The organism is Pseudomonas fluorescens (assembly GCF_902497875.1).
Lineage (GTDB): Bacteria > Pseudomonadota > Gammaproteobacteria > Pseudomonadales > Pseudomonadaceae > Aquipseudomonas > Aquipseudomonas fluorescens_BR.
Genome location: NZ_CABVHY010000013.1, coordinates 170,494 through 196,712, shown reverse-complemented (window position 1 = coordinate 196,712; position 26,219 = coordinate 170,494). Strand labels below are relative to the sequence as shown.

At 57.9% G+C, this 26,219-nt stretch carries 21 protein-coding genes; 9 read left to right on the top strand and 12 right to left on the bottom strand.

Going from position 1 to position 26,219, the window contains the following annotated elements:
- Positions 1–28: 28 nt before the first annotated feature.
- Positions 29–955, bottom strand: a complete 927-nt coding sequence (locus F8N85_RS15470; protein WP_150804433.1) for a DMT family transporter — start codon at positions 953–955, stop codon at positions 29–31.
- Positions 956–1,102: 147 nt separating this feature from the next.
- Here F8N85_RS15470 and aceK point away from each other — a divergent pair, with 147 nt between their 5' ends.
- The 5 genes from aceK (at position 1,103) to F8N85_RS15440 (ending at position 11,525) form a co-directional block, all read left to right on the top strand.
- Positions 1,103–2,824, top strand: a complete 1,722-nt coding sequence (aceK, locus tag F8N85_RS15465; protein WP_150804432.1) for a bifunctional isocitrate dehydrogenase kinase/phosphatase — start codon at positions 1,103–1,105, stop codon at positions 2,822–2,824.
- A 232-nt stretch (positions 2,825–3,056) separates the two neighbouring features.
- Positions 3,057–6,968, top strand: coding sequence for an ATP-dependent RNA helicase HrpA (gene hrpA / locus F8N85_RS15455; RefSeq protein WP_150804430.1), 3,912 nt, complete (start codon positions 3,057–3,059; stop codon positions 6,966–6,968).
- Positions 6,969–7,275: 307 nt separating this feature from the next.
- Positions 7,276–8,397, top strand: a complete 1,122-nt coding sequence (locus F8N85_RS15450) for a beta-ketoacyl-ACP synthase III (protein WP_150804429.1) — start codon at positions 7,276–7,278, stop codon at positions 8,395–8,397.
- Positions 8,398–8,910: 513 nt separating this feature from the next.
- Entirely contained in the window at positions 8,911–10,254 is a 1,344-nt protein-coding gene (locus tag F8N85_RS15445; RefSeq protein WP_150804428.1) for an OprO/OprP family phosphate-selective porin, read from the top strand.
- Between the two features lie 146 nt (positions 10,255–10,400).
- Positions 10,401–11,525, top strand: a complete 1,125-nt coding sequence (locus F8N85_RS15440) for a GNAT family N-acetyltransferase (RefSeq protein ID WP_150804427.1) — start codon at positions 10,401–10,403, stop codon at positions 11,523–11,525.
- Positions 11,526–11,584: 59 nt separating this feature from the next.
- On the opposite strand, the gene aqpZ is transcribed toward F8N85_RS15440, so the two are convergent.
- From aqpZ to F8N85_RS15415, 5 genes are all read right to left on the bottom strand, one after another.
- Entirely contained in the window at positions 11,585–12,283 is a 699-nt protein-coding gene (gene aqpZ, locus F8N85_RS15435; protein WP_150804426.1) for an aquaporin Z, read from the bottom strand.
- 309 nt (positions 12,284–12,592) lie between these two features.
- Complete coding sequence (locus F8N85_RS15430; protein WP_150804425.1) at positions 12,593–14,425, bottom strand: ABC transporter ATP-binding protein; 1,833 nt, start codon at positions 14,423–14,425, stop codon at positions 12,593–12,595.
- 75 nt (positions 14,426–14,500) lie between these two features.
- Entirely contained in the window at positions 14,501–15,064 is a 564-nt protein-coding gene (locus tag F8N85_RS15425) for a peptidylprolyl isomerase (RefSeq protein WP_150804424.1), read from the bottom strand.
- Positions 15,057–15,872 carry an alpha/beta fold hydrolase gene (locus F8N85_RS15420; protein WP_150804423.1) on the bottom strand — a complete coding sequence of 272 codons (816 nt, stop codon included), beginning with the start codon at positions 15,870–15,872 and terminating at the stop codon, positions 15,057–15,059. The genes F8N85_RS15425 and F8N85_RS15420 overlap by 8 nt, the downstream gene beginning before the upstream one ends.
- 30 nt (positions 15,873–15,902) lie before the next feature.
- Positions 15,903–16,826 carry a LysR family transcriptional regulator gene (locus F8N85_RS15415; RefSeq protein ID WP_150804422.1) on the bottom strand — a complete coding sequence of 308 codons (924 nt, stop codon included), beginning with the start codon at positions 16,824–16,826 and terminating at the stop codon, positions 15,903–15,905.
- A gap of 49 nt (positions 16,827–16,875) precedes the next feature.
- On the opposite strand from F8N85_RS15415, the gene F8N85_RS15410 reads away from it, so the two are divergent.
- From F8N85_RS15410 to F8N85_RS15395, 4 genes are all read left to right on the top strand, one after another.
- The gene (locus F8N85_RS15410; protein ID WP_150804421.1) at positions 16,876–17,190 is read left to right on the top strand and encodes a 3-phosphoglycerate kinase; all 315 of its coding nucleotides are present in this window, start codon (positions 16,876–16,878) and stop codon (positions 17,188–17,190) included.
- Positions 17,191–17,339: 149 nt separating this feature from the next.
- Complete coding sequence (locus tag F8N85_RS15405; RefSeq protein ID WP_150804420.1) at positions 17,340–17,939, top strand: FMN-dependent NADH-azoreductase; 600 nt, start codon at positions 17,340–17,342, stop codon at positions 17,937–17,939.
- A 223-nt stretch (positions 17,940–18,162) separates the two neighbouring features.
- The gene (locus F8N85_RS15400) at positions 18,163–19,029 is read left to right on the top strand and encodes a carboxylate/amino acid/amine transporter (RefSeq protein ID WP_150804419.1); all 867 of its coding nucleotides are present in this window, start codon (positions 18,163–18,165) and stop codon (positions 19,027–19,029) included.
- Between the two features lie 95 nt (positions 19,030–19,124).
- Positions 19,125–19,544: an Lrp/AsnC family transcriptional regulator gene (locus F8N85_RS15395; RefSeq protein ID WP_150804418.1), complete on the top strand. Its 420-nt coding sequence runs from the start codon at positions 19,125–19,127 to the stop codon at positions 19,542–19,544.
- A gap of 106 nt (positions 19,545–19,650) precedes the next feature.
- Here F8N85_RS15395 and F8N85_RS15390 read toward each other — a convergent pair whose 3' ends face one another.
- From F8N85_RS15390 to F8N85_RS15365, 6 genes are all read right to left on the bottom strand, one after another.
- Positions 19,651–20,334, bottom strand: coding sequence for a phenylalanine--tRNA ligase beta subunit-related protein (locus F8N85_RS15390; RefSeq protein WP_150804417.1), 684 nt, complete (start codon positions 20,332–20,334; stop codon positions 19,651–19,653).
- Between the two features lie 10 nt (positions 20,335–20,344).
- On the bottom strand, positions 20,345–21,565 hold the full coding sequence (locus F8N85_RS15385) for an ATP-grasp domain-containing protein (RefSeq protein WP_150804416.1): 1,221 nt from the start codon (positions 21,563–21,565) through the stop codon (positions 20,345–20,347).
- A 13-nt stretch (positions 21,566–21,578) separates the two neighbouring features.
- Entirely contained in the window at positions 21,579–22,760 is a 1,182-nt protein-coding gene (locus F8N85_RS15380) for an MFS transporter (protein WP_150804415.1), read from the bottom strand.
- Positions 22,761–22,768: 8 nt separating this feature from the next.
- Positions 22,769–23,083: a Rieske 2Fe-2S domain-containing protein gene (locus tag F8N85_RS15375; RefSeq protein WP_150804414.1), complete on the bottom strand. Its 315-nt coding sequence runs from the start codon at positions 23,081–23,083 to the stop codon at positions 22,769–22,771.
- Between the two features lie 13 nt (positions 23,084–23,096).
- Positions 23,097–24,410, bottom strand: a complete 1,314-nt coding sequence (locus F8N85_RS15370) for an iron-containing redox enzyme family protein (RefSeq protein WP_224795690.1) — start codon at positions 24,408–24,410, stop codon at positions 23,097–23,099.
- A 455-nt stretch (positions 24,411–24,865) separates the two neighbouring features.
- On the bottom strand, positions 24,866–26,164 hold the full coding sequence (locus F8N85_RS15365) for a mechanosensitive ion channel family protein (RefSeq protein ID WP_150804413.1): 1,299 nt from the start codon (positions 26,162–26,164) through the stop codon (positions 24,866–24,868).
- Positions 26,165–26,219: the final 55 nt, after the last annotated feature.

Below are 26,219 nucleotides of genomic sequence, written 5' to 3'. Positions count from 1 at the left end.
CTGCCGCAGGCTGCGATCTTTTGAAGGCCTACCGGGCAGTCACCTTCGACACCGTCGCCACCGTCGCCACCGTCGCTACCGTCGGTTTGAGCACCAACCACAACGCCCCGGCGATCAACACTGAGCCATACACATGGGCCATCGACAAGGGTTCATCGAGGAACAGCGCACCCCAGAGCACGCCGAAAGGCGGGATCATGAAGGTCACGGTCATTGATTTGACCGGGCCGATCGAGCTGAGCAAACGGAAGTACAAGATGTACGCAAAGGCGGTGCAGACCAGGCCCAATCCCAACAGCGATAACCAGACATTCCAGCCACCCCAACTGGCCGGTGGCTGGCTGATGGCGTTGTAACCGAACAATGGCAATAGAAACAGCGTCGCACCGAGCATGCTGCCCAGCGCCGACAGGCGACTGTCGAGCCCGCCTTGCTGATCGAGCCAGCGGCGGGCGAGGAAACCGGCGAAGCCGTAACAGGTCGTCGCGAGCAGGCAGGCGAGGGCGCCCATCAGCAATTCCAGGTCGAAGGCCACTGGACCGGCGCGGGTCAGAATGCCGACCCCGAATAATCCAAGGCACACCCCGGCGATCTTCGCCGGGGTGAGTTTTTCACTGAAGAACACTCCGCCAATCAACACGCCCATCAGTGGTGTCGTCGCGTTGAAGATAGCCGAGTAGCCGGCGGGCAACACTTGGGCGGCCACCGAATACATAGTCGCCGGAATTCCCGAGTTGATCACCCCAAGCAGCAGCACCGTCTTGAACTTGCCGCGAAAATCCCAGCTGATACGCATCAGCGCCAGGATCACCAGCAACCCGCCGGCGGCAATCGATACGCGAAAGAAGGCGGTGGGAATAGTGCCAATCTCTGGGGCGATGATGCGCATGAACAGAAAACTCGCGCCCCAGATGGCGGAAAGCGCCAGCATGCGTAGTATATCGACGGGGTTCACGGTCTGTTCCTTACTTGATCGGGCCGCAAGTGTCCTCGCAGGTGTAACGCATGGCAATGGTTGCATTGCCTGACACTAGCCACACAGGCCACTACGCCTCTAAGCTCAGCCCCTTAATGCCAAGAATCATCCTCCAGAGGTTTATCTATGCCGCAGCAATGGCCAGCCGCCGATATCGCCCGAATGATCCTCGATGGCTTCGACGATTACCGCGAGCATTTCCGCCAGATCACCGACGGCGCCCGGGCGCGGTTCGAGCAGGCGCAGTGGCAGGAGGCGCAGGTCGCCTCGGCGGCACGGATCAACCTCTACGAAGAAAAAGTCAGTGAAGTGGTCGCTCGACTGCACCAGACCTTTGACGGCGAGGCCATGCTGGACGTTACTTACTGGCCCCTGGTGAAAAGCGCCTATATCAGTCTGATCGACCTGCGTTTCGACGATGAGCTGTCCGAGACCTGGTACAACTCGGCGTTCTGCGGGCTGTTCAGCCACGACCTGATCAGCGACGGCTGCATGTTCATCCACACCACCCGGCCGAGCCTGCGTCGGGCCCGTGCGGCGCAAACCCGCATCTATAAGCCCGAAGGCGAACTGTCGGGCATGCTCGAGCAGATCTTCGTCGACTACAGCTTCAGCGAGCCTTATGCCGATTTGCCGGGTGACCTGCGCCGGCTCGAAGCGCAGTTGCGCGAGAACCTGCCGGACTGGGTCTGCAAGGACCCGGAGCTGAACGTCGAGTTGTTTTCCTCGGTGCTCTACCGCAACAAGGGTGCCTACCTGGTGGGGCGCATTTACACCCACGACGAGCAATGGCCGTTGGTGATTCCATTTCTGCACCGCGAAGGCCGCGGGATTCAGATCGATGCGTTGATCACCGATGAAGCGGATGTGTCGATCATCTTCTCGTTCACCCGTTCGTATTTCATGGTCGACGTGCCGGTGCCGGCCGAGTTTATCGGTTTTCTCAAGCGTATCCTGCCGGGCAAGCACATTGCCGAGCTGTACACCTCGATCGGTTTCTACAAGCACGGCAAGTCCGAATTCTATCGCTCACTGATTAACCACCTGGCCAACACCGACGACCAGTTCATCATGGCTCCGGGTGTGCGCGGGATGGTCATGAGTGTGTTTACCCTGCCGGGCTTCAACACCGTATTCAAAATTATCAAGGACCGTTTCTCGCCGTCGAAGAACGTCGACCGCGCGACAGTGATTGAAAAGTATCGCCTGGTAAAAAGCGTCGACCGGGTCGGGCGCATGGCCGATACCCAGGAATTTGCCGACTTCCGTTTCCCTCTGAGCAAGTTCGAACCGGCGTGCCTGGCTGAGCTGCTGGAAGTGGCGGCGAAAACGGTGGAGGTCGATGGCGACACGGTGCTGATCCGCCACTGCTGGACCGAACGCCGGATGACGCCGTTGAACATGTACCTGGAAAACGCCAACGACGCGCAGGTTCGCGAGGCACTGGAGGATTACGGCCTGGCGATCAAGCAATTGGCGGCGGCGAACATCTTCCCCGGCGACATGCTGCTGAAGAACTTCGGCGTTACCCGTCACGGTCGTGTGGTGTTCTATGACTACGACGAAATCTGCTTCCTGACTGAAGCCAACTTCCGCCACATCCCGGCCCCGCGCACCCCGGAAGACGAGATGTCTTCGGAGCCGTGGTATTCGATCGGGCCGCTGGATGTTTTCCCCGAGGAGTTTCCGCCATTCCTGTTCGCCGACGCCGGACAGCGACGGTTGTTCAATGAACTGCACGGCGAACTGTACAACGCCGATTACTGGAAAGGCCTGCAAGCGGCGATTCGCGCCGGCAAGGTGATCGATGTGTTCCCGTATCGGCGCAAGGGTTTGGATAACGAGTAGCCCGGTACACACCGACATTGTGGCGAGGGAGCTTGCTCCCGCTCGGCTGCGAAGCAGTCGTAAAACCGGTGAACGCATTCTATCTGAAAGATCGCGATGGCCGGTTTTGGGGCCGCTTCGCGACCCAGCGGGAGCAAGCCCCCTCGCCACAAAAGCAGGTTCCATTCGTCGCCAGGTGCGCAAATCTGCGACAATCCGCCCCCTGCACCACTAGACGACTTTTGCGTACCTGATGACTGACCAATCGCCTGCTATCGATCAACTGCTGAAAAACCTCGATCACGCCATGCTCGCCGACCGCCACCGGCTGCGGCGGCAGTTGCTTGAGCTGCGCAAAAAACCCGACGAGGCCAAGCTGGCGCAGTGGGTCGAGCGGGCGCAGGCGTCCTGTGATCGGGTGGTGGCGCGACGTGCCAGCCTGCCGCTGATTCGCTATGACGACAGCCTGCCGATCGCCGCCAAGCGCGACGAAATCAAAGCAGCACTGCTCAAGCATCAGGTGCTGATCATTGCCGGTGAAACCGGGTCGGGTAAAACCACCCAGTTGCCGAAAATCTGCCTGGAAATCGGTCGCGGCCAGTACGGCCTGATCGGTCACACCCAGCCGCGGCGGATTGCCGCTCGCAGCGTTGCGAGCCGGGTCGCGGAAGAGCTGGCGACGCCACTGGGCGCGCTGGTCGGCTATCAGGTGCGTTTCGAGGATCAGAGCGATGCCAACACCCTGATCAAGCTGATGACTGACGGCATTCTGCTGGCGGAAACCCAGAACGACCGCTACCTCGAGCGCTACGACACGATCATCGTCGACGAAGCCCACGAACGCAGCCTCAACATCGACTTCCTGCTCGGTTACCTGAAAACCCTGCTGCCGCGTCGCCCGGACCTGAAGGTCATCATTACCTCGGCAACCATCGATCTGGAGCGCTTCTCCAAGCACTTCAACGACGCGCCGATTGTCGAAGTCTCGGGTCGGACCTTCCCGGTGGACACCTGGTATCGCCCGCTGACCCTGGAGCAGGACGAAGAGGGCAACCGCGTCGAAGAAGACTTGACGGTGGATCAAGCGATCCTCGCCACCCTCGACGAAATTGCCGCCTATGAGCGCAGCGAACGTCGCAGCCCCGGTGATGTGCTGGTGTTCCTGCCCGGCGAGCGAGAAATTCGCGACGCCGCCGACATGCTGCGCAAAGCCCAGCTCAAGCACACCGAAATCCTGCCACTGTACGCACGGCTATCGCCGGCCGAGCAGCAGCGGATCTTCCAGTCCCACCCGGGGCGGCGCGTAGTGCTGGCGACCAATGTGGCGGAAACCTCGCTGACGGTGCCGGGCATCCGCTACGTGATCGACAGCGGCACTGCGCGGATCAGCCGCTACAGCTACCGCGCCAAGGTTCAGCGCCTGCCGATCGAGGCCGTTTCCCAGGCCAGCGCCAACCAGCGTAAAGGCCGCTGCGGACGGGTCGAGCCGGGCATCTGCATTCGCTTGTACGCCGAAGAGGACTTTCTCGGCCGGCCGGAATTTACCGATCCGGAAATTCTGCGCACCAACCTGGCGGCGGTGATCCTGCAGATGCTCCATCTGCGCCTCGGCGAGATCACCGATTTCCCGTTTATCGAGCCGCCCGATGGCAAGGCCATCAGCGACGGTTTCAACCTGCTGCAAGAACTGTCGGCGGTGGATCGCGAGAGTCAGTTGACCCCGCTCGGTCGACAACTGGCACGGCTGCCGGTGGACCCGCGCATGGGCCGCATGTTGCTCGAAGCCGCGAAACTGGGCAGCTTGCAGGAAGTCTTGATCGTCGCCAGCGCCATGTCGATCCAGGATCCGCGCGAGCGTCCGCCGGAGCGCCAGCAAGCCGCTGATCAGGCCCACGCCCAATGGAAGGACGTCGACTCGGATTTCGCCGCGCTGGTCAATCTGTGGCGCGGCTTTGAAGAGCAGCGCCAGGCCCTGACCGCTAGCCCGCTGCGCAATTGGTGCCGGAAGAATTTCCTCAACTACCTGCGCTTGCGCGAATGGCGCGATTCCCATCGACAGTTGAGCCTGATCTGCCGCGACATGCAGCTGAGCCTCAATAAAGAGCCGGCGGATTACCCGAAACTGCACAAAGCCGTGCTCTCCGGTTTGCTCAGCCAGATCGGCCAGAAGACCGAAGAAGGCGACTACCTCGGCGCCCGTCAACGACGCTTCTGGATTCATCCGTCATCGGGGCTGGGTAAAAAACGCCCGCAATGGCTGATGGCCGCCGAGCTGGTGGAAACCACCAAGCTTTATGCGCGGATGGTGGCGAAGATCGAGCCGGACTGGATCGAACCGCTGGCCGGGCATCTGATCAAGAAAAACCACTTCGAACCCCATTGGGAGAAGAAGCGCGGCCAGGTCGTGGCCTTCGAGCAGATCACCTTGTTCGGGTTGATCGTGGTCGGTCGGCGGCCGGTGCATTACGGGCCGATCGACCCGGTGCTGTCCCGCGAGCTGTTTATCCGTGAAGGCTTGGTGCGCGGGGAAATCCAGTCCCGGGCCAAGTGCCTGACCGCCAACCAGCAACTGCTGGAACAGCTCGACGAACTGGAAGCCAAGGCCCGCCGCCGTGACATCCTCGCTGATGAAGAAACCCTGTTCGCCTTCTACGATGCGCGGTTGCCGGCCGATATCCACCAGACCGCGACCTTCGACAGCTGGTATCGCATCCACAGCCAGAAAGACCCGCAGTTGCTGGTGATGCGCGAAGAAGACGTACTCGCTCGCGAAGCCAGTGAAGTCACTGCCGCGCATTACCCGGATACCTTGCACCTGGGCGATCTGGCGTTGGCCTTGAGTTATCACTTCGAGCCCAATCACCCACGCGATGGCGTGACCTTGCGGGTGCCGGCGCCGTTGCTGCCGGCACTGCCGTCCGAGCGTCTGGAATGGCTGGTGCCGGGGGTAATCGAGGCCAAATGCATCGCCCTGGTACGCAACCTGCCCAAGGCCTTGCGCAAGAACTTCGTGCCGGTGCCGGATTTCATCAAGGCCGCGTTGCAACGCATGACCTTTGCCGAGGGCTCGTTGCCTCAGGCGTTGGGCCGCGAATTGCTGCGCATGACCGGTGCGCGGGTCAGCGACGAAGCCTGGGCCGAAGCGGCACAGCAGGTCGATGGGCATTTGCGGATGAACCTGGAAATCGTCGACGGCCAAGGCAAGTTCCTCGGTGAAGGCCGCGACCTCGCCGAACTGACCGCGCGTTTTGCCGAAGCCAGCCAGGCCGCGTTGGCCGTGCCGCAAACCGCGAAAAGCCAGCAACCGGTGGAGGCCAAAGTCTTCGCCGCGGTGGCTGAGAAGACTCAGCAGAAGATCGCCGGGCTGTCGATGACGGTTTATCCGGCACTGGTGGAAGAGAACGGCACGGTCAAGGAAGGTCGGTTTTCTACCGCCGCCGAGGCCGAGTTTCAGCATCGTCGGGCCTTGCAACGTTTGTTGATGCAGCAACTGGCCGAGCCGGCGAAGTTCCTCCGTGGCAAGTTACCCGGGCTGACCGATCTGGGGTTGATGTACCGCGAGCTGGGGCGCATCGACAGCCTGGTGGAAGACATTCTGCTGGCCAGCCTCGACAGCTGCATTCTCGACGGCGAGGCGAGTTTGCCGCGCGATGGCGTCGGTCTGGCTTCGCTGGCCGAGCGCAAACGAGGTGGCTGGACCGAGCACGCCGAGCGTCTGGCGAAACTGACGCTGGAGACGCTCAAGCTTTGGCATGGCCTGCAAAAGCGCTTCAAGGGCAAGATCGACCTGGCGCAGGCGGTGGCCCTCAATGACATCAAGCAACAATTGAGTCAGCTGGTGTATCCGGGTTTTGTCCGCGAGACTCCGGCGATCTGGCTCAAGGAACTGCCTCGCTTCCTCAAGGCCATCGAGTTGCGTCTCGAGAAACTGCCGAGCCAGGTCCAGAAAGACCGGGTCTGGAGCACCGAACTGGCCGGGTTATGGGCGCAATACCAGGCGCGGGCCAGCAAACACGCCCAGGAAGGCAAACGCGATCCGCAGCTGGAACTGTATCGCTGGTGGCTCGAGGAGTACCGGGTTTCTCTGTTTGCCCAGCAACTGGGAACGAAGGTACCCATCTCCGACAAGCGTTTGAGCAAACAATGGAGTCAGGTTGAACCCTAACCCCGCGTAGGAGCTGCCGCAGGCTGCGATCTTTTGATCTTCGTTCTTTTAAAGTCAAAAGATCGCAGCCTGCGGCAGCTCCTACAGTTTGTGGCAGGGGCTGCATCCTGCAAAAGGCGCCAAAACTCAACGTTTATGGCAAACTTCGCGCCTATAAACGCCGGCCCCGCGGTTTTGAGCCTCTACAGGTTCGGGCGGATCGGAATAAAGCGACGCAAGGTTTCATTCCATTGAGTGGGATCAGACCCTTTGTGTATTGGTACGTCGGTACCAATACTTTCTGCCTGAACAGATTAGAGAAACGACCATGCATAACGTCGTCATCAGCGGAACCGGCCTGTACACCCCGGCCAACAGCATCTCCAACGAAGAGCTGGTGCAGTCTTTCAATGCCTATGTGCAGCAGTTCAATGCGGATAACGCCCAAGCCATCGAGCGCGGCGAAGTTCAGGCACTCACCGAATCCAGTGCCGCGTTCATTGAAAAGGCCTCGGGGATCAAAAGTCGTTTTGTCATGGACAAAGAAGGCATCCTTGATCCGCAGCGCATGACTCCGCGTCTGCCCGAGCGCTCCAACGATGAATGGTCGGTGCTTTGCCAAATGGCCATCGGCGCTGCCGAGCAAGCCTTGCAGCGCGCCGGCAAGACCGCCGCCGACATTGACGGGGTCATCGTCGCCTGCTCCAACCTGCAGCGGGCTTACCCGGCGATTGCTATCGAAGTCCAGGAAGCACTGGGCATTGAAGGTTTCGGCTTTGACATGAACGTCGCCTGCTCCTCGGCGACCTTCGGTATCCAGGCGGCTACCAATAGCGTCCAGCTCGGCCAGGCCCGGGCGATTCTGATGGTCAACCCGGAAGTCTGCACCGGTCACCTGAACTTCCGCGACCGCGACAGCCACTTCATCTTTGGCGACGCGGCGACCGCAGTGATCATCGAGCGCGCCGATCTGGCCACTTCGAAGTACCAGTTCGATATCGTCAGTACCAAGCTGCTGACCAAGTTTTCCAACAACATCCGCAACAACTTCGGCTTCCTCAACCGCGCCGCCGAAGAGGGTGTCGGTGCACCGGACAAACTGTTCGTGCAGGAAGGTCGCAAGGTCTTCCGTGACGTCTGCCCGATGGTGGCTGAATTGATCGCCACCCACCTGGAAGAGAACACGCTCAACATCAGCGACGTGAAGCGCTTCTGGCTACACCAGGCCAACCTCAGCATGAACCACCTGATCGTCAAAAAACTCCTCGGCCGCGAAGCCACGGAAGAAGAAGCGCCGGTGATTCTCGACACCTATGCCAACACCAGTTCGGCCGGTTCGGTGATTGCCTTTCATAAAAACCAGGACGATCTGCCGAGCGGCTCGCTGGCGGTGCTCAGCTCCTTCGGTGCCGGTTATTCGATTGGTAGCGTGATTCTGCGCAAGCGCTGAGTTCACAGCGGGGAGAGGGTGGCTCCCAAAAGATCGCAGCCTGTCGGCAGCTCCGGGGATCGATGTTCAACGCTAAATCGCGGTTGAATTTGGTCGGCGTAGGCGCTGCCGACAGGCTGCGATCTTTTTTGCGGCACCCACGATTACGAGGCATGAATGGCGGCAACGGACGACACGCAACAATCTTCAGAATTGCCAAAAGATCGCAGCCTGCGGCAGCTCCTACAGAGGTTGTGGATATCCGGCAGATCTTCGCCGAACTCGGTCGGCGTAGGAGCTGCCGATAGGCTGCGATCTTTTAATCCTCAGCCTCTAGCTTGCCGCTTTCAGCTTGCCCTGTGCGGCTGTTTCCCCTCTTATTCCTATTCGAAGTAAAAAGTTCCGTTGTCATCAAATCTTTATATATCAGCAACCGTTCTGAAATAACCCGCCGCCAAGATTCCCTCCCAACACAAGCGGGCCAGATCCCGCGTGTTTTTCAGGTTAAAGACCATTAATTAGGGGAATTCTTCGATGATCCGTAAGCACTTCGCCGGTTTCGCTGCCAGCGCTCTGGCCCTGGCCGTTACCGCCCAGGCTTTCGCTGGCACTGTCACCTCTGACGGCGCCGATATCGTAGTCAAGACCAAGGGCGGCCTTGAGGTCGCAACGACCGATAAAGAGTTCAGCTTCAAGCTGGGCGGACGCGTTCAGGCTGACTACAGCCAGTTCGACGGTGTCTACACCAAGAATGGTGATACCGCCGACGCCGCTTACTTCCGTCGCGCGTTCCTGGAACTGTCCGGCGTGCTGTACACGGATTGGGCGTACACCATCAGCTACGACTTCTCCCATAACACTGGCGACAGTGACAACGGTTACTTCGACGAAGCTTCCCTGGCCTACAACGGCTTCAAGCCGGTCTCGATCAAGGTCGGTCGTTTCGACCCGGACTTCGGTCTGGAAAAAGCCACCAGCTCCAAGTGGGTCACCGCGCCAGAGCGTAACGTGGCCTACGACATGATCGACTGGGCGAACGGCCATCAGAATGGTCTGGGCCTGCAAGCCTCCAGCACCTTCGCTGATTCGTTCTACGCTTCCGCCGGTATCTTCAGCAAGGACACCGACGATACCGATGGCAACAGCGTCAAGCAGGCCAACGGTCGTTTCGTCTTCGCGCCGATGCATGAAGCGGGCAGCGTGCTGCACTTCGGGGTGAACGTCGCTTCCCGCGATGTTTCCGACACCGCCTTCGATTCGCGTTATCGCACCCGCATGGGCATGCGCGGCGTCGAAACCCTCGGCGGCAATGATGCCGGCACCAACGGCAACCGTCCGGTGCTGGGTGGCAGTTCCACCTCGCCAGCGGGTTCCTTTGACCGTGACGATGCGCTCGGCCTGGAAGCCGCCTTCGCCATGGGCCCGGCTTCGATCCAGGGTGAATACATCACCCGCAAGACCAAGGCTGACTCCAGCGCCTTTGAAGACATCAAGGGCCATGGTTTCTATGCCCAGGCGGCCTACACCCTGACCGGTGAATCGCGCGGCTATAAAGTCGGCAAGTTCGACGCAATCAAGCCGGCCAACAAGTCCATCGGCGCCTGGGAACTGTTCTATCGCTACGACAGCCTGACCGTCGAAGACGACAACATCACCACCGCCAGCCTGACCCGTGATGTCGGCGATGCCGAAGTCAAGGTCCACAACCTGGGTGTCAACTGGTACGCCAACGAAGCGGTGAAAATCTCCGCGACGTACCTCAAGTCCAAGACCGACAACGTGACCAATGCGACCGCCGCCAGCAATGGTACTCCGGCACGTCGTACTGGCGATGACAGCGGTGACGGTTTCGTCGTCCGTGCCCAGTACGTGTTCTAACATGGCAAAACCTTAACGAGCTCTTTCTTCATCCGTTAAAGCTCCTCTGTTTTTGACCCCGCCTCGGCGGGGTTTTTTTATTTCGGCCAAGGCTGGAGATGGGCGATACTCGGCGGGTCTGAGAGTCATGATCGTCGGGGAATGCGATGCCGCTACAACGTTTGGAGAGTCTATCCGCCATCGCGCCTCAAGCATGGGATGCCCTGGTGCCCGACGCTCAGCCGTTCCTGCGCCACGCCTTCCTCGGTGCCCTGGAAGACAGCGGTAGCCTCGGGCCGCATTCCGGCTGGCGGCCCGAGCATCTGTTGCACATGGAAGGCGATCGGCTGATTGCCGCACTGCCCAGCTATCGCAAATGGCATTCCTACGGCGAATACGTGTTCGACCATGCCTGGGCCGATGCCTGCGCGCGCGCTGGGATCGAGTATTACCCGAAGCTGTTGACCGCCGTGCCGTTCAGTCCGGTGAGCGGGCCGCGACTGCTGGCCGCCCATGTGCAGGACGGTTTCGAGTTGCTTAAAAGCCTGCCGGGCTATCTGGAAATCGAAGGGCTCTCCAGTGCGCACATCAATTTCACCGACGCCTTCACCGACGCCGCGCTGGCCGAGCAGCCAGGTTGGCTGCAACGGGTGGGTTGCCAGTACCACTGGCAGAATCGCGGGTATCGGGACTTTCAGGATTTTCTCGACGCCCTGAGTTCGCGCAAGCGCAAGCAAATGCGCAAGGAGCGTGAGCAGGTAGCGGGGCAGGGCATCGAGTTCGAATGGCTTGAGGGCCGGCAACTCGATCAGGTGCAATGGGACTTCGTCTACGCCTGCTATGCCAATACCTACGCCATACGCCGGCAGGCGCCGTATCTGACCCGCGAGTTCTTCAGTCTGTTGGCTGAGCGCATGCCCGAAGCGATTCGCGTGGTGTTGGCCAAGCAGGGTTCACGACCAGTGGCCATGGCCTTCAGCCTGGTGGGTGGCGATAGTTTCTACGGCCGCTATTGGGGGTGCCTGGCGGAGTTCGACCGCCTGCATTTCGAGACGTGCTTCTATCAAGGCATGGACTACGCAATCGCCAACGGTTTTCAACGTTTCGATGCCGGAGCCCAGGGCGAGCACAAACTGATACGCGGATTCGAGCCGGTCATCACCCATTCCTGGCATTACCTGCGCCATCCCGGGTTGAAGGCGGCGGTGAAGGACTTTTTGCAACAGGAGCGGCTCGGCGTCCTGGCCTATGCCGAAGAGGCGAGAAGTGCATTGCCCTATCGGCAAGATTGATGTGGAAGCGGCGGTGCGCCGCTCCCACAAGACCGCAGCAAAACCTGTTGATCTTCAGGTTACCTGTCTTCCTTGCCCAGCCAGCGGTAGGTCACCCCGCCGATCACCGCGCCAAGCATCGGTGCCAGCCAGAATAGCCACAGTTGCTGAATTGCCCAGCCACCGACGATCAATGCCGGACCGGTACTGCGGGCCGGGTTGACCGAGGTGTTGGTGACCGGAATCGAGATCAGGTGGATCAACGTCAGCGCCAGGCCGATGGCAATCGGTGCCAGCCCTGCCGGCGCACGATTGTCGGTAGCACCGAGGATGATCACCACGAACATCGCGGTCATCACCAGTTCCGAGACGAACCCGGCAGCCATCGAATATCCACCAGGCGAGTGCTCGCCATAACCATTGGAGGCCAATCCACTGGCCAGTTCGAAGCCGGGTTTGCCGCTGGCAATGAAGTACAGCAGGGCGGCGGCGATGATTGCACCGATGACTTGGGCGACGATGTACGCTGGCAGCTCCCTGGCGGGAAAACGCCCGCCAACCACCAGTCCGACTGTAACTGCGGGGTTGAGATGACATCCGGAAATGTGGCCGATGGCAAAGGCCATGGTCAGTACGGTGAGACCGAACGCCAGCGACACGCCAAGCAACCCGATCCCGACATCCGGAAAAGCCGCCGCCAATACCGCACTGCCGCAACCACCCAACACCAGCCAGAACGTACCTAACAACTCAGTGACTGAACGTTTGAACAGCGTCATGAGAAGCATCCTTGTAATCGTCGACGATCATGTCGATATAGCCGTTATGCATCCTGCAGCTTGACTACAGGCTCATCTCTAGAACCTTGCCTCAGTACAGCAGAATTTTTCCGGAATGCCAGTCGAAGAAAAACCGACAGAGCCCGTGGTTAGAGGGCTGGGGCGGTTTTTTGGGGGAGGGTTATGGCCGGTAGATCAAAGGATCGCAGCCTGCGGCAGCTCCTACAGGTGTGCGTACATACGATAGTTCACGAGTGTACGGGATCGGCGTAGGAGCTGCCGCAGGCTGCGATCTTTTGATCTTGGCGCTCAATCAATCCCGACAAACCCGCCGGTCTGGTGCTGCCACAGCCTTGCATACAACCCGCCATGGGCGAGCAATTCGGCGTGGTTGCCGGTTTCGGCGATCCGGCCTTTCTCCAGGACCACCAGCCGGTCCATGCGGGCGATGGTCGAGAGCCGGTGAGCGATGGCGATCACGGTTTTGCCTTGCATCAGGGTTTCCAGGCTTTCCTGGATTGCTGCCTCGACTTCCGAGTCGAGTGCCGAGGTGGCTTCGTCCATGATCAGGAGCGGTGCGTCCTTGAGCAGGACCCGGGCAATCGCGATCCGTTGCCGTTGGCCACCGGAGAGTTTCACCCCGCGCTCGCCGACGTGGGCGTCGAAGCCGGTGCGGCCCTGGGCATCGGAAAGGTGCGGGATGAACTCGTCGGCCCGGGCTTTGCGCACCGCTTCCCAGAGCTCTTCGTCGGTGGCGTCGGGCTTGCCGTAAAGCAGGTTGTCGCGGATTGAACGGTGCAGCAGCGAGGTGTCCTGGGTGATCATGCCGATCCGCTCGCGCAGGCTTTCCTGGGCGACTTCGGCGATGTTCTGGCCGTCGATCAGGATCCGTCCGCCTTGCACGTCATAGAGACGCAGCAGCAGGTTGACCAGGGTTGATTTGCCGGCGCCGGAGGGGCCGATCAGGCCGATTTTTTCCCCAGGCTTGATGGTCAGGTTGAGGTCGCTGATGATTCCGCTTTTTTTTCCGTAGTGGAAGTCGACGTGTTCAAAACGCACTTCGCCGCGGGCCACGGCCAAGGGTTGTGCCTGGTCACGGTCGGTGACGCTGACCGGCTGGGCAATAGTTTGCAGGCCGTCCTGGACCATGCCGATGTTTTCAAAAATGCCGTTGACCACCCACATGATCCAGCCGGACATGTTGACGATGCGGATCACCAGGCCGGTGGCCAGGGCGATGGCGCCGACCGAGATCAACGACTGGCTCCACAGCCACAAGGCCAGGCCGGTGGTGCTGACGATCAGCAGACCGTTCATGCTGGTGATGACTACGTCCATGCTGGTGACCACACGGCCGGCCAGCTGGGATTTCTGCGTTTGTTCTTCGATGGCCTCGCGGGCGTACTGCTGTTCGAAGTTGGTGTGGGCGAACAACTTCAGGGTAGTGATGTTGGTGTAGCCGTCGACGATCCGCCCCATCAGTTTCGAGCGGGCGTCGGAGGACACCACCGAACGTTCTTTGACCCGCGGCACGAAGTAGCACAGCGCGCCGATGTAGCAAGCGATCCAGCTCAGCAGTGGAATCATCAGCCGCCAATCAGCCTCGGCAAACAGCACCAGGGAGCTGATGGCATAGATCAGCACATGCCATAACGCGTCCACTGCTTGTACGGCGGAGTCACGCAGGGAGTTGCCGGTCTGCATGATGCGTTGGGCGATGCGCCCGGCAAAATCGTTCTGAAAGAAGTTCAGGCTTTGCTTGAGTACGTAACTGTGGTTCTGCCAGCGAATCATGCTGGTCATGCCCGGGCTGATGGTCTGGTGCACCAGCAGATCATGCAGGCCGACGAAGATCGGGCGCAGCACCAGCGCGACCACTGTCATCCAGATCAGCTCGGTGCCATGAATCTTGAAGAAGTCGACATTCGGCGTGCCCTGGGTCAGATCGATGATCCGGCTCAGGTAACTGAACAGCGCGACCTCGATCAGCGCCCCGACCAGGCCAACCACCAGCAGCGCGGCAAAACTCGGCCAGACCTGGCGCAGGTAATACAGGTAGAAGGGGAGAACCTGGCTCGGCGGAGCCGCCGTCGGTGCGTCGCGGAATATATCGATCAGTTGTTCAAAACGACGATAGAGCATTGGGTCGATGCCCGCAGAGCGGGCTCTCCTTATCAAGTGTGAGCGACCTCAGTCGCTCGGAACTCCTTTCACCATTCAGTCGATGCGCTTGGCCGACTTTATCAGCACCGGGTCGATTGGCACATTCTGCATGCCGCCTTTGGTGGTGGTCTGGGAGTTGACGATGATATCGACCACGTCCATGCCTTTTACGACTTTGGCGAACACCGCGTAACCGGCGTCACGACCCGGGTCGAGGAAGGCGTTATCGGCGACGTTGATGAAGAACTGGCTGGTGGCCGAATCCGGGTTCGAGGTGCGTGCCATCGACAGTGTGCCACGGACGTTATGCAGGCCGTTGCTGGCTTCGTTCTTGATCGGCGCCTTGGTGTCTTTTTGCTGCATTTGCGTAGTGAAACCGCCGCCCTGCACCATGAAACCCGGAATCACTCGGTGGAAAATCGTGTTGTTGTAGAAGCCGCTGTCGACGTACTCAAGGAAGTTTTTGGTACTGATCGGAGCCTTGACCGGGTCCAGTTCGATTTCGATCTGGCCATTGGTGGTTTCCAGCAAAACATGCGGCGCCTTGGCCGGTGTGGCGGCCATCAGGTTAGCGGCGAACAGAACAGAGCCGGCGACGAGGGCGATTTTTTTAAACATGGGTCAGTGTTCCTGATTTAGTGGTGTCGACTGCGACAAGAAACTCGAGCAGGGTTTGGTTGAAGGCTTGCGGTTGGTCCAGCGGCGTAGCGTGGCGGGAATTGGCGATCACCGCCAGCCGCGCATTGGGCAGTAGTTTTATATAGGCCTCTTTGATCGCAACCGGTGTGTAGTCACGGTCGGCGCTGACGATCAGGGTTGGACAGGTGACACGGGAAAGTCGTTCCTGCACGCCCCAACCGATGATGGCATCGAAGCTGGCGAGATAAGCACGTTTGTCGTTTTTTGCCCAGCGCTGGGCAATTTTACTGCGCAGCTCGGCTTGCTCCGGTTCGGGAAAAAGCTTGGCGCCCAGCGCGGTGCCAATGGCGCTCATACTGAAGAGCTGCATCAGGCTCCAGCGCTTGAACCATTGCCAATACTCATCCGGCGTCTGCAATTTGACCTGGGGTCCGCTGTTGACGATGCACAGGCTTTTGAGTAACTGCGGCTGATCCACCGCCAGTTGAAAGCCAATCATGCCGCCCATGGACAGCCCGACCACATGGGCCGGTCCCAGGTTCAGGTGCTCGATCAGCGCGATCAGGTCGGCGCTGAACCCAGCGATGCTGTAGCGCTCGCGGGGCTTGTCGGAGCGGCCATGGCCACGCGCATCCGGGACGATCACCCGGTAGCGGGCTGCCAGCTCGGAGACCTGATATTCCCAATCCAGGGAACTGGAGCCCAGCCCGTGGAGCAGCAGCACGGGATCGCCGTGACCATATTCTTCGTAGTGCAGGGTGCAACCTTCATGTTCGAAATAGGCCATGGCGCAACTCCTTGTTCGGTTTAACGGGTTTCAGGCTTGTTGTGGGGCGGCGAAGGGGGCATCCAGCGGCGCGGTGTCAAAGGTGCGCAGCAGTTCGATGAGAATCTGCGTGGCCGGGCCCAGTGGTTTGTCCTTGTTCGAATACAGATAGAACGTCGGGTGACGACTGCCGCCCTGGTCCAACGGTAGCAGCTTGAGCAGACCTTCCTTGAGTTCGCGTTCGATCATGTGTCGCGGCAACCAGGCGAAACCCAGGCCGCTGCCGACGAAGGTCGCGGCGGTGGCCAGGCTGCCGACGGTCCAGCGTTGTTCGGCACCGAGCCAGCCAACGTCCCTCGGTTGCTGGCGGCCGGAGTCGCGAATGACCACTTGCAGCTGGCTTTCCAGATCCTGGAAGTTCAGTTCGCGGTTCAGGCGGTGCAAGGCGTGTTCGGGGTGGGCCACCGCGACGAACTCGACGTCGCTCAATTCCGCGCCCAGGTAACCGGGAATGTTGAAGCCACTGATGGCCAGGTCGGCAACGCCTTCGAGCAGCACCTCTTCGACCCCGGACAGCACTTCTTCGCGCAAGCGCACGCGACAACCCCGGCTTTGCGGCATGAACGCTGTGAGGGCGCGCACCAGTCGGGCATTCGGGTAGGCCGCGTCGACCACCAGCCGCACTTCGGCTTCCCAGCCTTGCTCCATGTGGTTCGCCAGGTCCTCGAGCTGGCTGGCCTGTTTGACCAGTTGCCGCGAGCGACGCAGCAATACCCCGCCGGCTTCGGTCAGCACGGCTTTGCGGCCGTCGATACGCAATAGCGGCACGCCGAGCTGGTCCTGCATGCGCGCCACGGTGTAGCTGACGGAGGATTGTGAACGGTGCAGCGCTTCGGCTGCCTGGGCGAAGCCACCGTGGTCGACCACGGCCTGCAATGTTCGCCATTGATCAAGGGTAACGCGGGGCGCTTTCAAGATGAGCTCCTCTTGTCCTAAGCTGGCGGTCTTTACTGGAGACTGCCGAATGAGAAAAATCTGTTGTGTGTTGCTGGCGATGTTGCCGCTGACTGCGTTTGCCTACCCGATCGATGTGCAGAAAGACCTCAGCGGGATGAAAATCGACTACACAACCTACGCCACCGACTACGACCTGGGCGCCATTACCCTCAACAACTACGGCGACACCGCGGCCGATTGTTCGGTGATATTTCGCAACGGTCCGGAATCCCCCAAGACCCGCAGAGTGAGCCTGGACGCGGGTAAAAGCGTCGATCTCTCGGCCAAGTTCAACCGCAAGATCATCAAGCTGTACCTCACCGTCACCTGCAAACCCAAATAACGTAAAGCGGAGCAGGCTGCCGGACATGCTCCGCTTATAAACGAATTTATAGATGGGTTATAGCAGTTATTTGCGCTTTTTCATCGATACGACACTGTTTAATCTCCACTCCATCGACTTACAGCATTCACCGATGGAGGCTACATCCCATGTCCCGCGTTCTGATCATTGAAAGCAGCGCTCGCCAGCAAGATTCGGTTTCACGCCAACTGACCCAAACTTTCATCAGTCAGTGGAAAGCCGCGCACCCAGCGGACCAGATCACCGTTCGTGACCTGGCACTCAACCCGGTGCCGCACCTGGACGCCAACCTGCTGGGCGGTTGGATGAAACCTGCCGAACAGCGCAATGAAATCGAACACGCCTCCCTTGAGCGCTCCAACCAGTTGACCGATGAACTGCTGGCCGCCGACGTGCTGGTGATGGCCGCGCCCATGTACAACTTTGCCATCCCGAGCACCCTGAAAGCCTGGCTGGACCATGTGCTGCGTGCCGGTGTGACCTTCAAATACACCGACACCGGCCCGCAAGGCCTGCTCACCGGCAAGCGTGCCTATGTGTTGACTGCGCGCGGCGGCATCTACGCCGGCAGCCCCGCCGATCACCAGGAACCCTACCTGCGTCAGGTCATGGCATTCATCGGCATTCACGACGTCGAGTTCATTCACGCCGAGGGTATGAACCTGGGCGGCGACTTCCATGAAAAAGGCCTGAACCAGGCCAACGCCAAATTGGCCCAGGTCGCCTGAGGCGTTAATCGCCAGATAATCGCTTGATGTTTTAGTGACCTGGCGCATCCCTTCAAGCCGGTTCGCGCATCGAACCTCCCTTTGCACTGGTTGCTCCTGAGTGCTCCTGCCCGATTGAACGCTTTAGCGAGATCGGGCTTTTTTTTGGCTTTTTATTACAGCGCAGGATTTCACTGTCAGTGGCAAAACCGCTATCGTCGCCGCCATTCGGAATGAGGCGCGTATGGGCTATCTACTTTTTGTCACGCTGATTCAGGCGTTTTCCTTCAGCTTGATCGGCGAATACCTGGCCGGTCATGTCGACAGCTACTTCGCGGTGCTGGTACGGGTACTGCTGGCCGGGTTGGTGTTCATTCCGCTGACTCGCTGGCGGCAGGTCGAGCCGGCTTTCATGCGCGGCATGCTGCTGATCGGCGCCTTGCAGTTCGGCGTGACTTACGTCTGCCTGTACTTGAGCTTTCGCGTACTGACGGTGCCAGAAGTGCTGCTGTTCACCATTCTCACGCCACTGCACGTGACCCTGATCGAAGACGCGCTGAACCGCCGCTTCAATCCCTGGGCACTGATCGCCGCGCTGGTGGCAGTGATGGGGGCCGCCGTGATTCGCTACGACCGGATTAATCCGGACTTCCTCATGGGTTTCTTGCTGCTGCAACTGGCCAACTTCACCTACGCTGCGGGGCAGGTGCTTTACAAGCATCTGGTAGCGCGCTACCCGAGCGATCTGCCGCATTACCGGCGCTTCGGTTACTTCTATCTGGGGGCACTGGCGGTGGCGTTGCCGGCGTTTCTGCTGTTTGGCAAAAGCAACTTCCTGCCCGACGCACCGCTGCAATGGGGTGTGCTGATATTTCTCGGCCTGGTGTCGACGGCATTAGGCTTGTATTGGTGGAACAAGGGCGCCTGCCTGGTCAATGGCGGGACACTGGCGGTGATGAACAACCTGCATGTGCCGGTGGGGTTGTTGATCAATTTGCTGATCTGGAATCAGCACGAAGAGTTGGGACGGTTGTTCTTTGGCGCATTGGTGATCCTGCTGGCGGTCTGGATCAGTCGGTTGGGGCTCAGGCGTGAGGCGATTGCGAGCTGACGGTGGCCACAGCTCCCTTGAAGCTCTATTTTTTTTGCTCGGACAGCCGGTAATGAAAAGCTGTTATAAAAAAGATTAATGTAAGGGGCGGCAGAGTGGACAAAATTGATGAGCTTATTATTGCAGCGTTGAAGGATGACTCCAGGGTCAGTTTGTCGGCGCTGTCACGGCAAGTTCACAAGTCGCGAACAGCGGTGGAATCGCGAGTTCAAAAGCTGATAGACAAGGGGGTCATATTAGGCTTTACCATCAATGTTGCCAAAGAAGATGTCGAACGTCAGCAAGTGGCTTTTTTAGTATTGAAGCTTATTGGCAGTAGCTGTCATCTGGTCTTCCCGCAGATCCACGGGTACGCCGATATAACCCACGCGTACTCTTTGTTTGGCGATATCGACATGATGCTCGAAGTTAAATATAGAAGCTTCGAAGAGTTGATGGTGTTGAAAGAGAAGATTCTGAAGATCGAACAAGTCGACGACGTGATCGTCAACCCGGTATTGAAAGCATGGCGATAGATTAGTTTTGCGCTGATTCGATACGAATCCAGGGCGGGGAGTCCTTGAATGATGACATCAAAAAAGGAAAGCCCCGTACCTGTCGCGCAAAAAAACCGTGTCGGTTTTATTTAACCTCTTGAACCAGCACCCGCTCCAGAAAGTGATAGCTCAAGCTGGACATCTTCTCCCGTAGAGAGTTGACCAACTCCTCAATGACGGCCTGGTTGAAGGCATGGGGCGTGTCTTCGTGGCCTAACACCACCACCAGCAGGCTTGAAGACTCGTCAGTCAATCTGAAGTCATGAGCGTCGGCATCTATTTTGCCGATGCTGGCCAACGGTGAGCCTCCGGAGGTGTAAACCAGGTCTCCGGCTGGAATGGTGACTTCTTTTTTTGAAAAAAGCGGTCGAAAGGCCATGGGTTTTTCAGAGCGAAATACATGGATGTCATTCGCCTGGTTATAGGCATGCACGCCAATACTTACGCCATTGCGGATAGCAACCGCGTTATAAGCATCCACAATATTGTTGATCGGGCGTATACCTTTGGAGATGAAGCTCTTGAGGATCTTTTCGTTTGCACTGACGGTGTTGTGATAGCCGAGTTTTTCCAATTGCTGGGAGAAGCCCATATAAATTCTGTTCGTGCCAAGCTTGTAAAGGCGAGACGCAACGTGGTTCAGGTTGGCCGTCAGAAGCGGAAGGAAGCTCAGGTCGGAAGACACCGTAATCCCTTGAATAATGGCAGCGCAAGCATTGTTGACGCCTATGTCAGCAGCGGATTTCTGGATGATTAAACGATTCGTCATGGCTCTCTCATTAACGCCATAGCAGAAGGCGTAAGTTTTGGGCACTTCTTTCGAGTTGTTCGGCATCCGGGTGATGTAGCCAAAACAAACCCGGGCAGGTGGCAAAGTCGATCGTCACTTCAGTGGTGTCACCTGGGGCAATGAAATACCGGTGGCCGCCATACGCGACATCCTCTGTGGCGCAGGTCAATGTGGCGTCGCTGGGGCGTTCAAAGGTGCGTTGTTCATCAGAGCAGAAGAATCCGATTTTTCCATGCCTGACTTGTCTGGATGAGCTCATCCCTTCAGGTGCCGGGCGGCCCAGGTAGCAATCGACGGAAAGTGAAAGCAGGTCGGGTTGGTAGACCTGCTCAAATAATTGTGGAGCTATTCCACCATGCAGGCGAGCGCCAGCCTCAATCATGACGGGACCGGCCTCGGACCAGATTATTTCCATGTGAATCGGGCCTACCTTGATACCCAATGCGGCAGCGGCCAGTTTTGCGTAGTCGAGCAACGGTTTCAGGCTGTTGTCAGCAGGATCAAGGGTGTCCAGGCTTTCGTAGACAAACATGCTGCCGTTCTTATGGATTTTTGCGTACTTGCACACCGAAGCAATGATGTATTTCCCGTCAAACGCAACCATATCGACCACGTATTCCGGGCCGCAAATAAAGGGTTGGACGATAAAGCCGAGATTGATTTCGCCCAGATCGTTCTCTTGCTGCCAGGCAGCATTGGTCAATGCTGCTTCGACGTGCTCCAGCCCCTTGGCGAAAACCACACCCTCGGTAGCGGCGGAATTAAGCGGCTTTATGACGTATTCAAGTTCAGGATCTATTGAATTCAGAAAGCCGGGAATGTGTGATTTCGAGCTTAAAATTCGAGAGCTGATGTGAGGCAGGTGATGCCGCTTCAGCGCTTCTTGCATGGAGAACTTGTTGCGCCGCAAGTCGCTGGTGATTCGGCTGTTGCCTTTTACATCAAGCAGTTCGGTCAGGTAGTCGGTGAGATAAATGGCGGTTTCGCAGCCGGCGATGATCGCCGTTATAGGAATATCTTCCAGCGTGCTGAGCAAGCTCTCTTCCCACTGGAAAACTTCGTCGAAGTTTTCTCGCACCAGATCATTGATGAAGTGCTTGGGCAGGTGGGGGGTGGAAATGATAGCGATGCAGCGAACACCCTGGGAATTGAGGAGTGGCGCGTACAGTTTTCCGGTGGAGAACGGGTCAACAATAAGAACTGTTTTCAATGTCGGGAGCTCCTTAATCAGTGGTGGTTGCAGGCGAGACTTCCCGGCTCATGATCCAGGCCAATACAGCACACCCCAGAAGCACAGCGGAAACGATCATCAGGACTCGGGCGCCTTCCAGACCCAGAAAGGTGCTGGTGGTAAAGAAAGTCAGAATCATGGGGGCCGAACCGCTGACCAACAGGTAATAGAGCGAGCTTTTTGAGGCAATCAAGTCGGCAACCCGGTCATTGGCTGCTGACTCTATGAGGGTTTTGCGCAGCTGGATTCTCAGGCTGTTAATGCAAAACCCGAGGATGAATGCCGCGACCATCATCAGATAGAAGCTCTGGAAATAGACGATTGTCACATCGGCAAGAAGGATGATCAGCACCGCGCTATGACTTTTGAGTTTCAGTTTCGGCAATACGGCGGCGCTGAATGCGCCCAGCCCGGCCAGGCCACTGGCAACGCCGAAGAGTGTCGCGTTCCATTCGTTGAGTTTTTGAAAGACGATTGGAACCAGGCTATTGAACGCCCCGATATGGAAGCCGATCATGCTCAGGACGATGATCAGGATATAAAGGTTTCTCGGCAGTTGGAGTGTTGTCGTGATGGAAATGCCTGGCGCTTCGTTTTGCTTGAGCGGTGTGGGTGTTGCAGAAACCAGAAGGATCGCCGCCAAGCAGGCAATCGCCGCGATGCTGATTATCTGCAGGGTTTGATTGACCGAAAAAACGTCGACGATGACGCCGCCCAGCAATGCTCCGCCGAAGGCGCCGATCTGGATCGAGGTCTGCATCAGTCGCGCAGAGGTGTCGCTATTGGTGAAGCCGGCGAGCACCAGCTTGGTATTCTTCGACTCCAGCGTGCTGATGGTGAAGTAGTCGGTGACACCGACCAGAAAAGCGATACTCAGGAAACCAATCGGTAACAGGACCGCATCAGTGAACGAGAGTCCCAGAATGGCCGCGAACGCGATCAGGCGAATATAGAGCAGCCGTTTCATGCTCAACTCAATCGTCGTGAACTTACCGATATAGTGTTCGCATGCATAAGGCACCACGGTCGCAACACACAACGTGACACCGACCAGAAAAGTCGAGCCGGTGGTCTCCAGGCCGAACCAGACCATGGCGATGACAATGGCCATGTCCAGCCCGGTGAACAGAGTCACGATAGAGTAGAACGCGGGAAGTGTTGATTTATTAGTCATAGGCCCTGTCAGTTATATCGAGAGATGTTAAGTAAAGGCACGCAGCGTTGGTTATCACCCACGACAGTGCTGATAACGCTCCCGACACGAACGGTGGGCAACGACTTTTTCTCCAGATTGCAGACTTTGTATTGGTTGTCGTGCCAGGGGCAGATCACGGCTTGTCCATCGGTGGTCATTTCCCCCAAATGCAAAGGGCCGCCTCGGTGAGGGCAGGCCGTGGGCAAAAGTTGAGTGGCGTCGTGTCGTCTGTTGAGAAAGTAAGTTTTGTCATCCACAGCGACATAGTTGGCGTTGGCAATATCCAGGGTGATGGCTTTCATTGGCTGTGCCTGCTCAGAGGGCGGTAACAGTGTAGGTGCAGATGTTGCTGGTTATGTAAGTCCCGTGAATCATCCCCTTGGGAATGACAATGCCTTCTCCGGCTTTGAGCTGAACGGACAACTCCGGACTCACGACGAAATTCAACTCCCCGGACTCTACCCAGAACAGCTCATCGTTAGCGTGGGTGTGCAGTACTGACAGTTCGTTTTTGGTTTCAGTAAAGATACTGTCCGGAGGTCGATTACCGTATAGCGCGGTGGCTTGTGCGCGATAGATATCCAGTTCGTCGTGCCATTTGATGTGTGCGTACAATTCTTCGTCGGCGATGTCTTGAAGGAGTTTGAACTCTTCGAAACCGCGGATGAGGTCTGGAATGATTTTGTCGCCGAATTGTTTGATCATCGGAATGATCAAGCGTTGCAAGGCCATTCTTCCGTGGTGCACGTCAATATGGTTATGCTCGTCAAAATACTCCGTGGAGACGCAGCCATTGAAGATTTCCTTGACCGCACGGGACTGGTGCCGGGTGGTAAGCGCCAGAGTGGCTTCGGTGTAATACATGGCGCCGATATAACGAAATAATTCGCCGTGGTTGGCCGACACATAGTGGAAGTAGTTGGTCAGTGAAAGAGAGCCAGCGGTGTAAAACTGCCAGTAGTGATGGACGTGATGAGGCATGTCCAGTTCCTTGAGCAGGTCTTCGAAGATGGTACTGTGTTTTCGCTTGTCGATACCGTAACCATATTCGTCAATCAGGATTTTGAACAGTTCGCTGGTGTACTCGCCGCCGTTGCCTAGAACATTGCGCGCCATGGCGGAAGCTTCGCTGAGGAAGTCCCCGGCACACTGGGTAAGGAAAAATTTCGCGGCGCGTTGAGGGTTACTGCTGTGGGTCAATACGCTATAAAGTTTCGAGTCTGAGTGGGCGATGTCGTCCAGTACTTTGTGTGTATGAGCAATGAATGAGTCCAGGCACCAAGGACCATTGACGTGAATCTCTTGTTCCAGCCAGTGATAGAGATACTTCTCCAGAGCCGGGCGAATGGTTTTTCCGCAGGCTACCAATGCCGGGTCATAAAAGCTTTTGAACTCATGCAGGTCTAAGGTCAAAGGAGCCTTTGGCAAAAAGACCAGATCTTGTTCATAAATATTTAATAAGATGCGCTGAGCCAAAAGATGGTGGTTGCTCGAAAGCTGATCGCGTTCCAGCGAACTGCTGATAATGCGTTCAGTAATATCCTGGGCACGAGACGGTCTTTGATATGGGCTGCTGGTAAAAAAACTGATTGGCTGAGAAAAGTGTGGAGCACTGACGAAGGCGGTCAATGCCTTAACGTCTTGGCGTTGTGGGTTGTGTACAGAGTTCTCTGAGAGTTTAGTTGTCCCTAACACGGTCAGCGCCTTTAATCGTTAGTTTGCGAGTGGCCAGATGCTATCGCTTTGGTTTTCCCGAAAACAGATTAAAAATGTGCGCGTAGATAGTGAATTTCACTAAACGCGTAGATAAATTTTTAGTAGGGATGTTGTTGCATTGAGTTGTTTAGTTGTGGCGATTACAGGTTTTTGTGGAAGCTGACATTGCCCCAATGCCAGGAAGTTAAGGACTTTCAGGTTCAGCAATGTCCCCCCCGTAGCAGCTGCCGAACGCAGGCTTCGCCAGCTGCTACGGTTCGCGTAGCGTCTTAACTGCCTGGCATTGCGGCAAGCCCGTTCCCACAGCCTTGTGGGAGCGGGCTTGCCCGCGAAGAAGTTGATGCGGTACTGCGCCAGCCTTGTGGGCCTTACATCGAGCGCTGTTCGCTCTGCGGGGTAAAACTCGTCCCCAGCACCGCCGGCAACATCCCGGCGCGCAGGTCGTTACCGCTCGGCTGTTGATACAGGCTCAAACCAAACTCCGGCAACACCGCCAGCAGATAATCGAAGATATCGCCCTGGATCCGCTCGTAATCGGCCCAGACGGTGGTGCCGGTGAAGCAGTAGATCTCCAGCGGTACGCCTTGGGCAGTGGTCTGCAACTGGCGGACCATGCAGGTCATGTTGGGCTGAATCTCCGGGTGACTCTTGAGGTAAGCCAGGGCATAGGCGCGGAAAGTCCCCAGGTTGGTCATGCGCCGACGGTTGGCCGACATCGCCGCCACGTTGCCCTGGGCTTCGTTCCAGCTTTTGAGCTCGGCCTGTTTGCGGCCGATGTAGTCAGTCAGCAAACGGATCTGGGTCAGTTTATGTTCTTCCTCATCGCGCAGAAAGCGCACGCCACTGGCATCGATATACAGGCTGCGCTTGATCCGCCGGCCCCCGGACTGCTGCATGCCGCGCCAGTTCTTGAACGACTCGGACATCAAGCGCCAGGTCGGGATCGAGACGATGGTTTTATCAAAATTCTGCACTTTTACGGTGTGCAGGGTGATGTCCACCACATCGCCATCGGCGCCGACTTGCGGCATTTCGATCCAGTCACCGACCCGCAGCATGTCATTGCTGGTCAGTTGCACACTGGCGACGAACGACAACAGGGTGTCCTTGTAGACCAACAGGATCACCGCCGACATGGCGCCCAGGCCCGATAGCAGCAACAGCGGTGAACGGTCGATCAGCGTTGCGACGATGATGATCGCGCCGAATACAAACAGCACCAACTTCGCCAGTTGCACATAACCTTTGATCGAGCGGGTGCGGGCGTGTTCGGTGCGCGCGTAGATATCCAGCAAGGCGTTAAGCAGGGCACTCAGGGCCAGCACCAGGAACAGGATGCTGAATGCCAGCGCGACATTGCCGAGAAACACCAGGCTGGTCTTGCTCAGTTCCGGCACCAGGTTCAGGCCGAACTGGATCAGCAACGACGGCGTCATCTGCGCCAGGCGGTGAAAGACTTTGTTGTGGCGTAGATCGTTGATCCAATGCAATGCCGGTTGCCGGCCGAGCAATTTGACCGCGTGCAGGATGAGGTAGCGTGCCACTCGTCCGAGGACCAGTGCGATCACCAGCAGCAATGCCAGCGCCAGGCCGGAATGCAGCAACGGATGCTGATCGAGGGCGCCCCAAAGGTCTTGGGCGTTGAGCCAGAGCTGTTTGATATCCATGGGCTAAAACGATTCTTCTGCAGGACGAGACCGGTCGATTAGAGCATTTAAGCCC

Excerpts from the sequence above, each read along its gene's own strand:
- F8N85_RS15425 (WP_150804424.1), bottom strand. The coding sequence starts at position 15,064 with ATGTTTAAAAAAATCGCCCTCGTCGCCGGCTCTGTTCTGTTCGCCGCT.
- F8N85_RS15400 (WP_150804419.1), top strand. The coding sequence starts at position 18,163 with ATGGGCTATCTACTTTTTGTCACGCTGATTCAGGCGTTTTCCTTCAGC.
- F8N85_RS15430 (WP_150804425.1), bottom strand. The coding sequence starts at position 14,425 with ATGCTCTATCGTCGTTTTGAACAACTGATCGATATATTCCGCGACGCA.
- aceK (WP_150804432.1), top strand. The coding sequence starts at position 1,103 with ATGCCGCAGCAATGGCCAGCCGCCGATATCGCCCGAATGATCCTCGAT.
- F8N85_RS15390 (WP_150804417.1), bottom strand. The coding sequence starts at position 20,334 with ATGACGAATCGTTTAATCATCCAGAAATCCGCTGCTGACATAGGCGTC.
- F8N85_RS15365 (WP_150804413.1), bottom strand. The coding sequence starts at position 26,164 with ATGGATATCAAACAGCTCTGGCTCAACGCCCAAGACCTTTGGGGCGCC.
- F8N85_RS15420 (WP_150804423.1), bottom strand. The coding sequence starts at position 15,872 with ATGGCCTATTTCGAACATGAAGGTTGCACCCTGCACTACGAAGAATAT.
- F8N85_RS15405 (WP_150804420.1), top strand. The coding sequence starts at position 17,340 with ATGTCCCGCGTTCTGATCATTGAAAGCAGCGCTCGCCAGCAAGATTCG.
- aqpZ (WP_150804426.1), bottom strand. The coding sequence starts at position 12,283 with ATGACGCTGTTCAAACGTTCAGTCACTGAGTTGTTAGGTACGTTCTGG.
- F8N85_RS15445 (WP_150804428.1), top strand. The coding sequence starts at position 8,911 with ATGATCCGTAAGCACTTCGCCGGTTTCGCTGCCAGCGCTCTGGCCCTG.
- F8N85_RS15380 (WP_150804415.1), bottom strand. The coding sequence starts at position 22,760 with ATGACTAATAAATCAACACTTCCCGCGTTCTACTCTATCGTGACTCTG.
- hrpA (WP_150804430.1), top strand. The coding sequence starts at position 3,057 with ATGACTGACCAATCGCCTGCTATCGATCAACTGCTGAAAAACCTCGAT.
- F8N85_RS15375 (WP_150804414.1), bottom strand. The coding sequence starts at position 23,083 with ATGAAAGCCATCACCCTGGATATTGCCAACGCCAACTATGTCGCTGTG.
- F8N85_RS15440 (WP_150804427.1), top strand. The coding sequence starts at position 10,401 with ATGCCGCTACAACGTTTGGAGAGTCTATCCGCCATCGCGCCTCAAGCA.
- F8N85_RS15450 (WP_150804429.1), top strand. The coding sequence starts at position 7,276 with ATGCATAACGTCGTCATCAGCGGAACCGGCCTGTACACCCCGGCCAAC.
- F8N85_RS15410 (WP_150804421.1), top strand. The coding sequence starts at position 16,876 with ATGAGAAAAATCTGTTGTGTGTTGCTGGCGATGTTGCCGCTGACTGCG.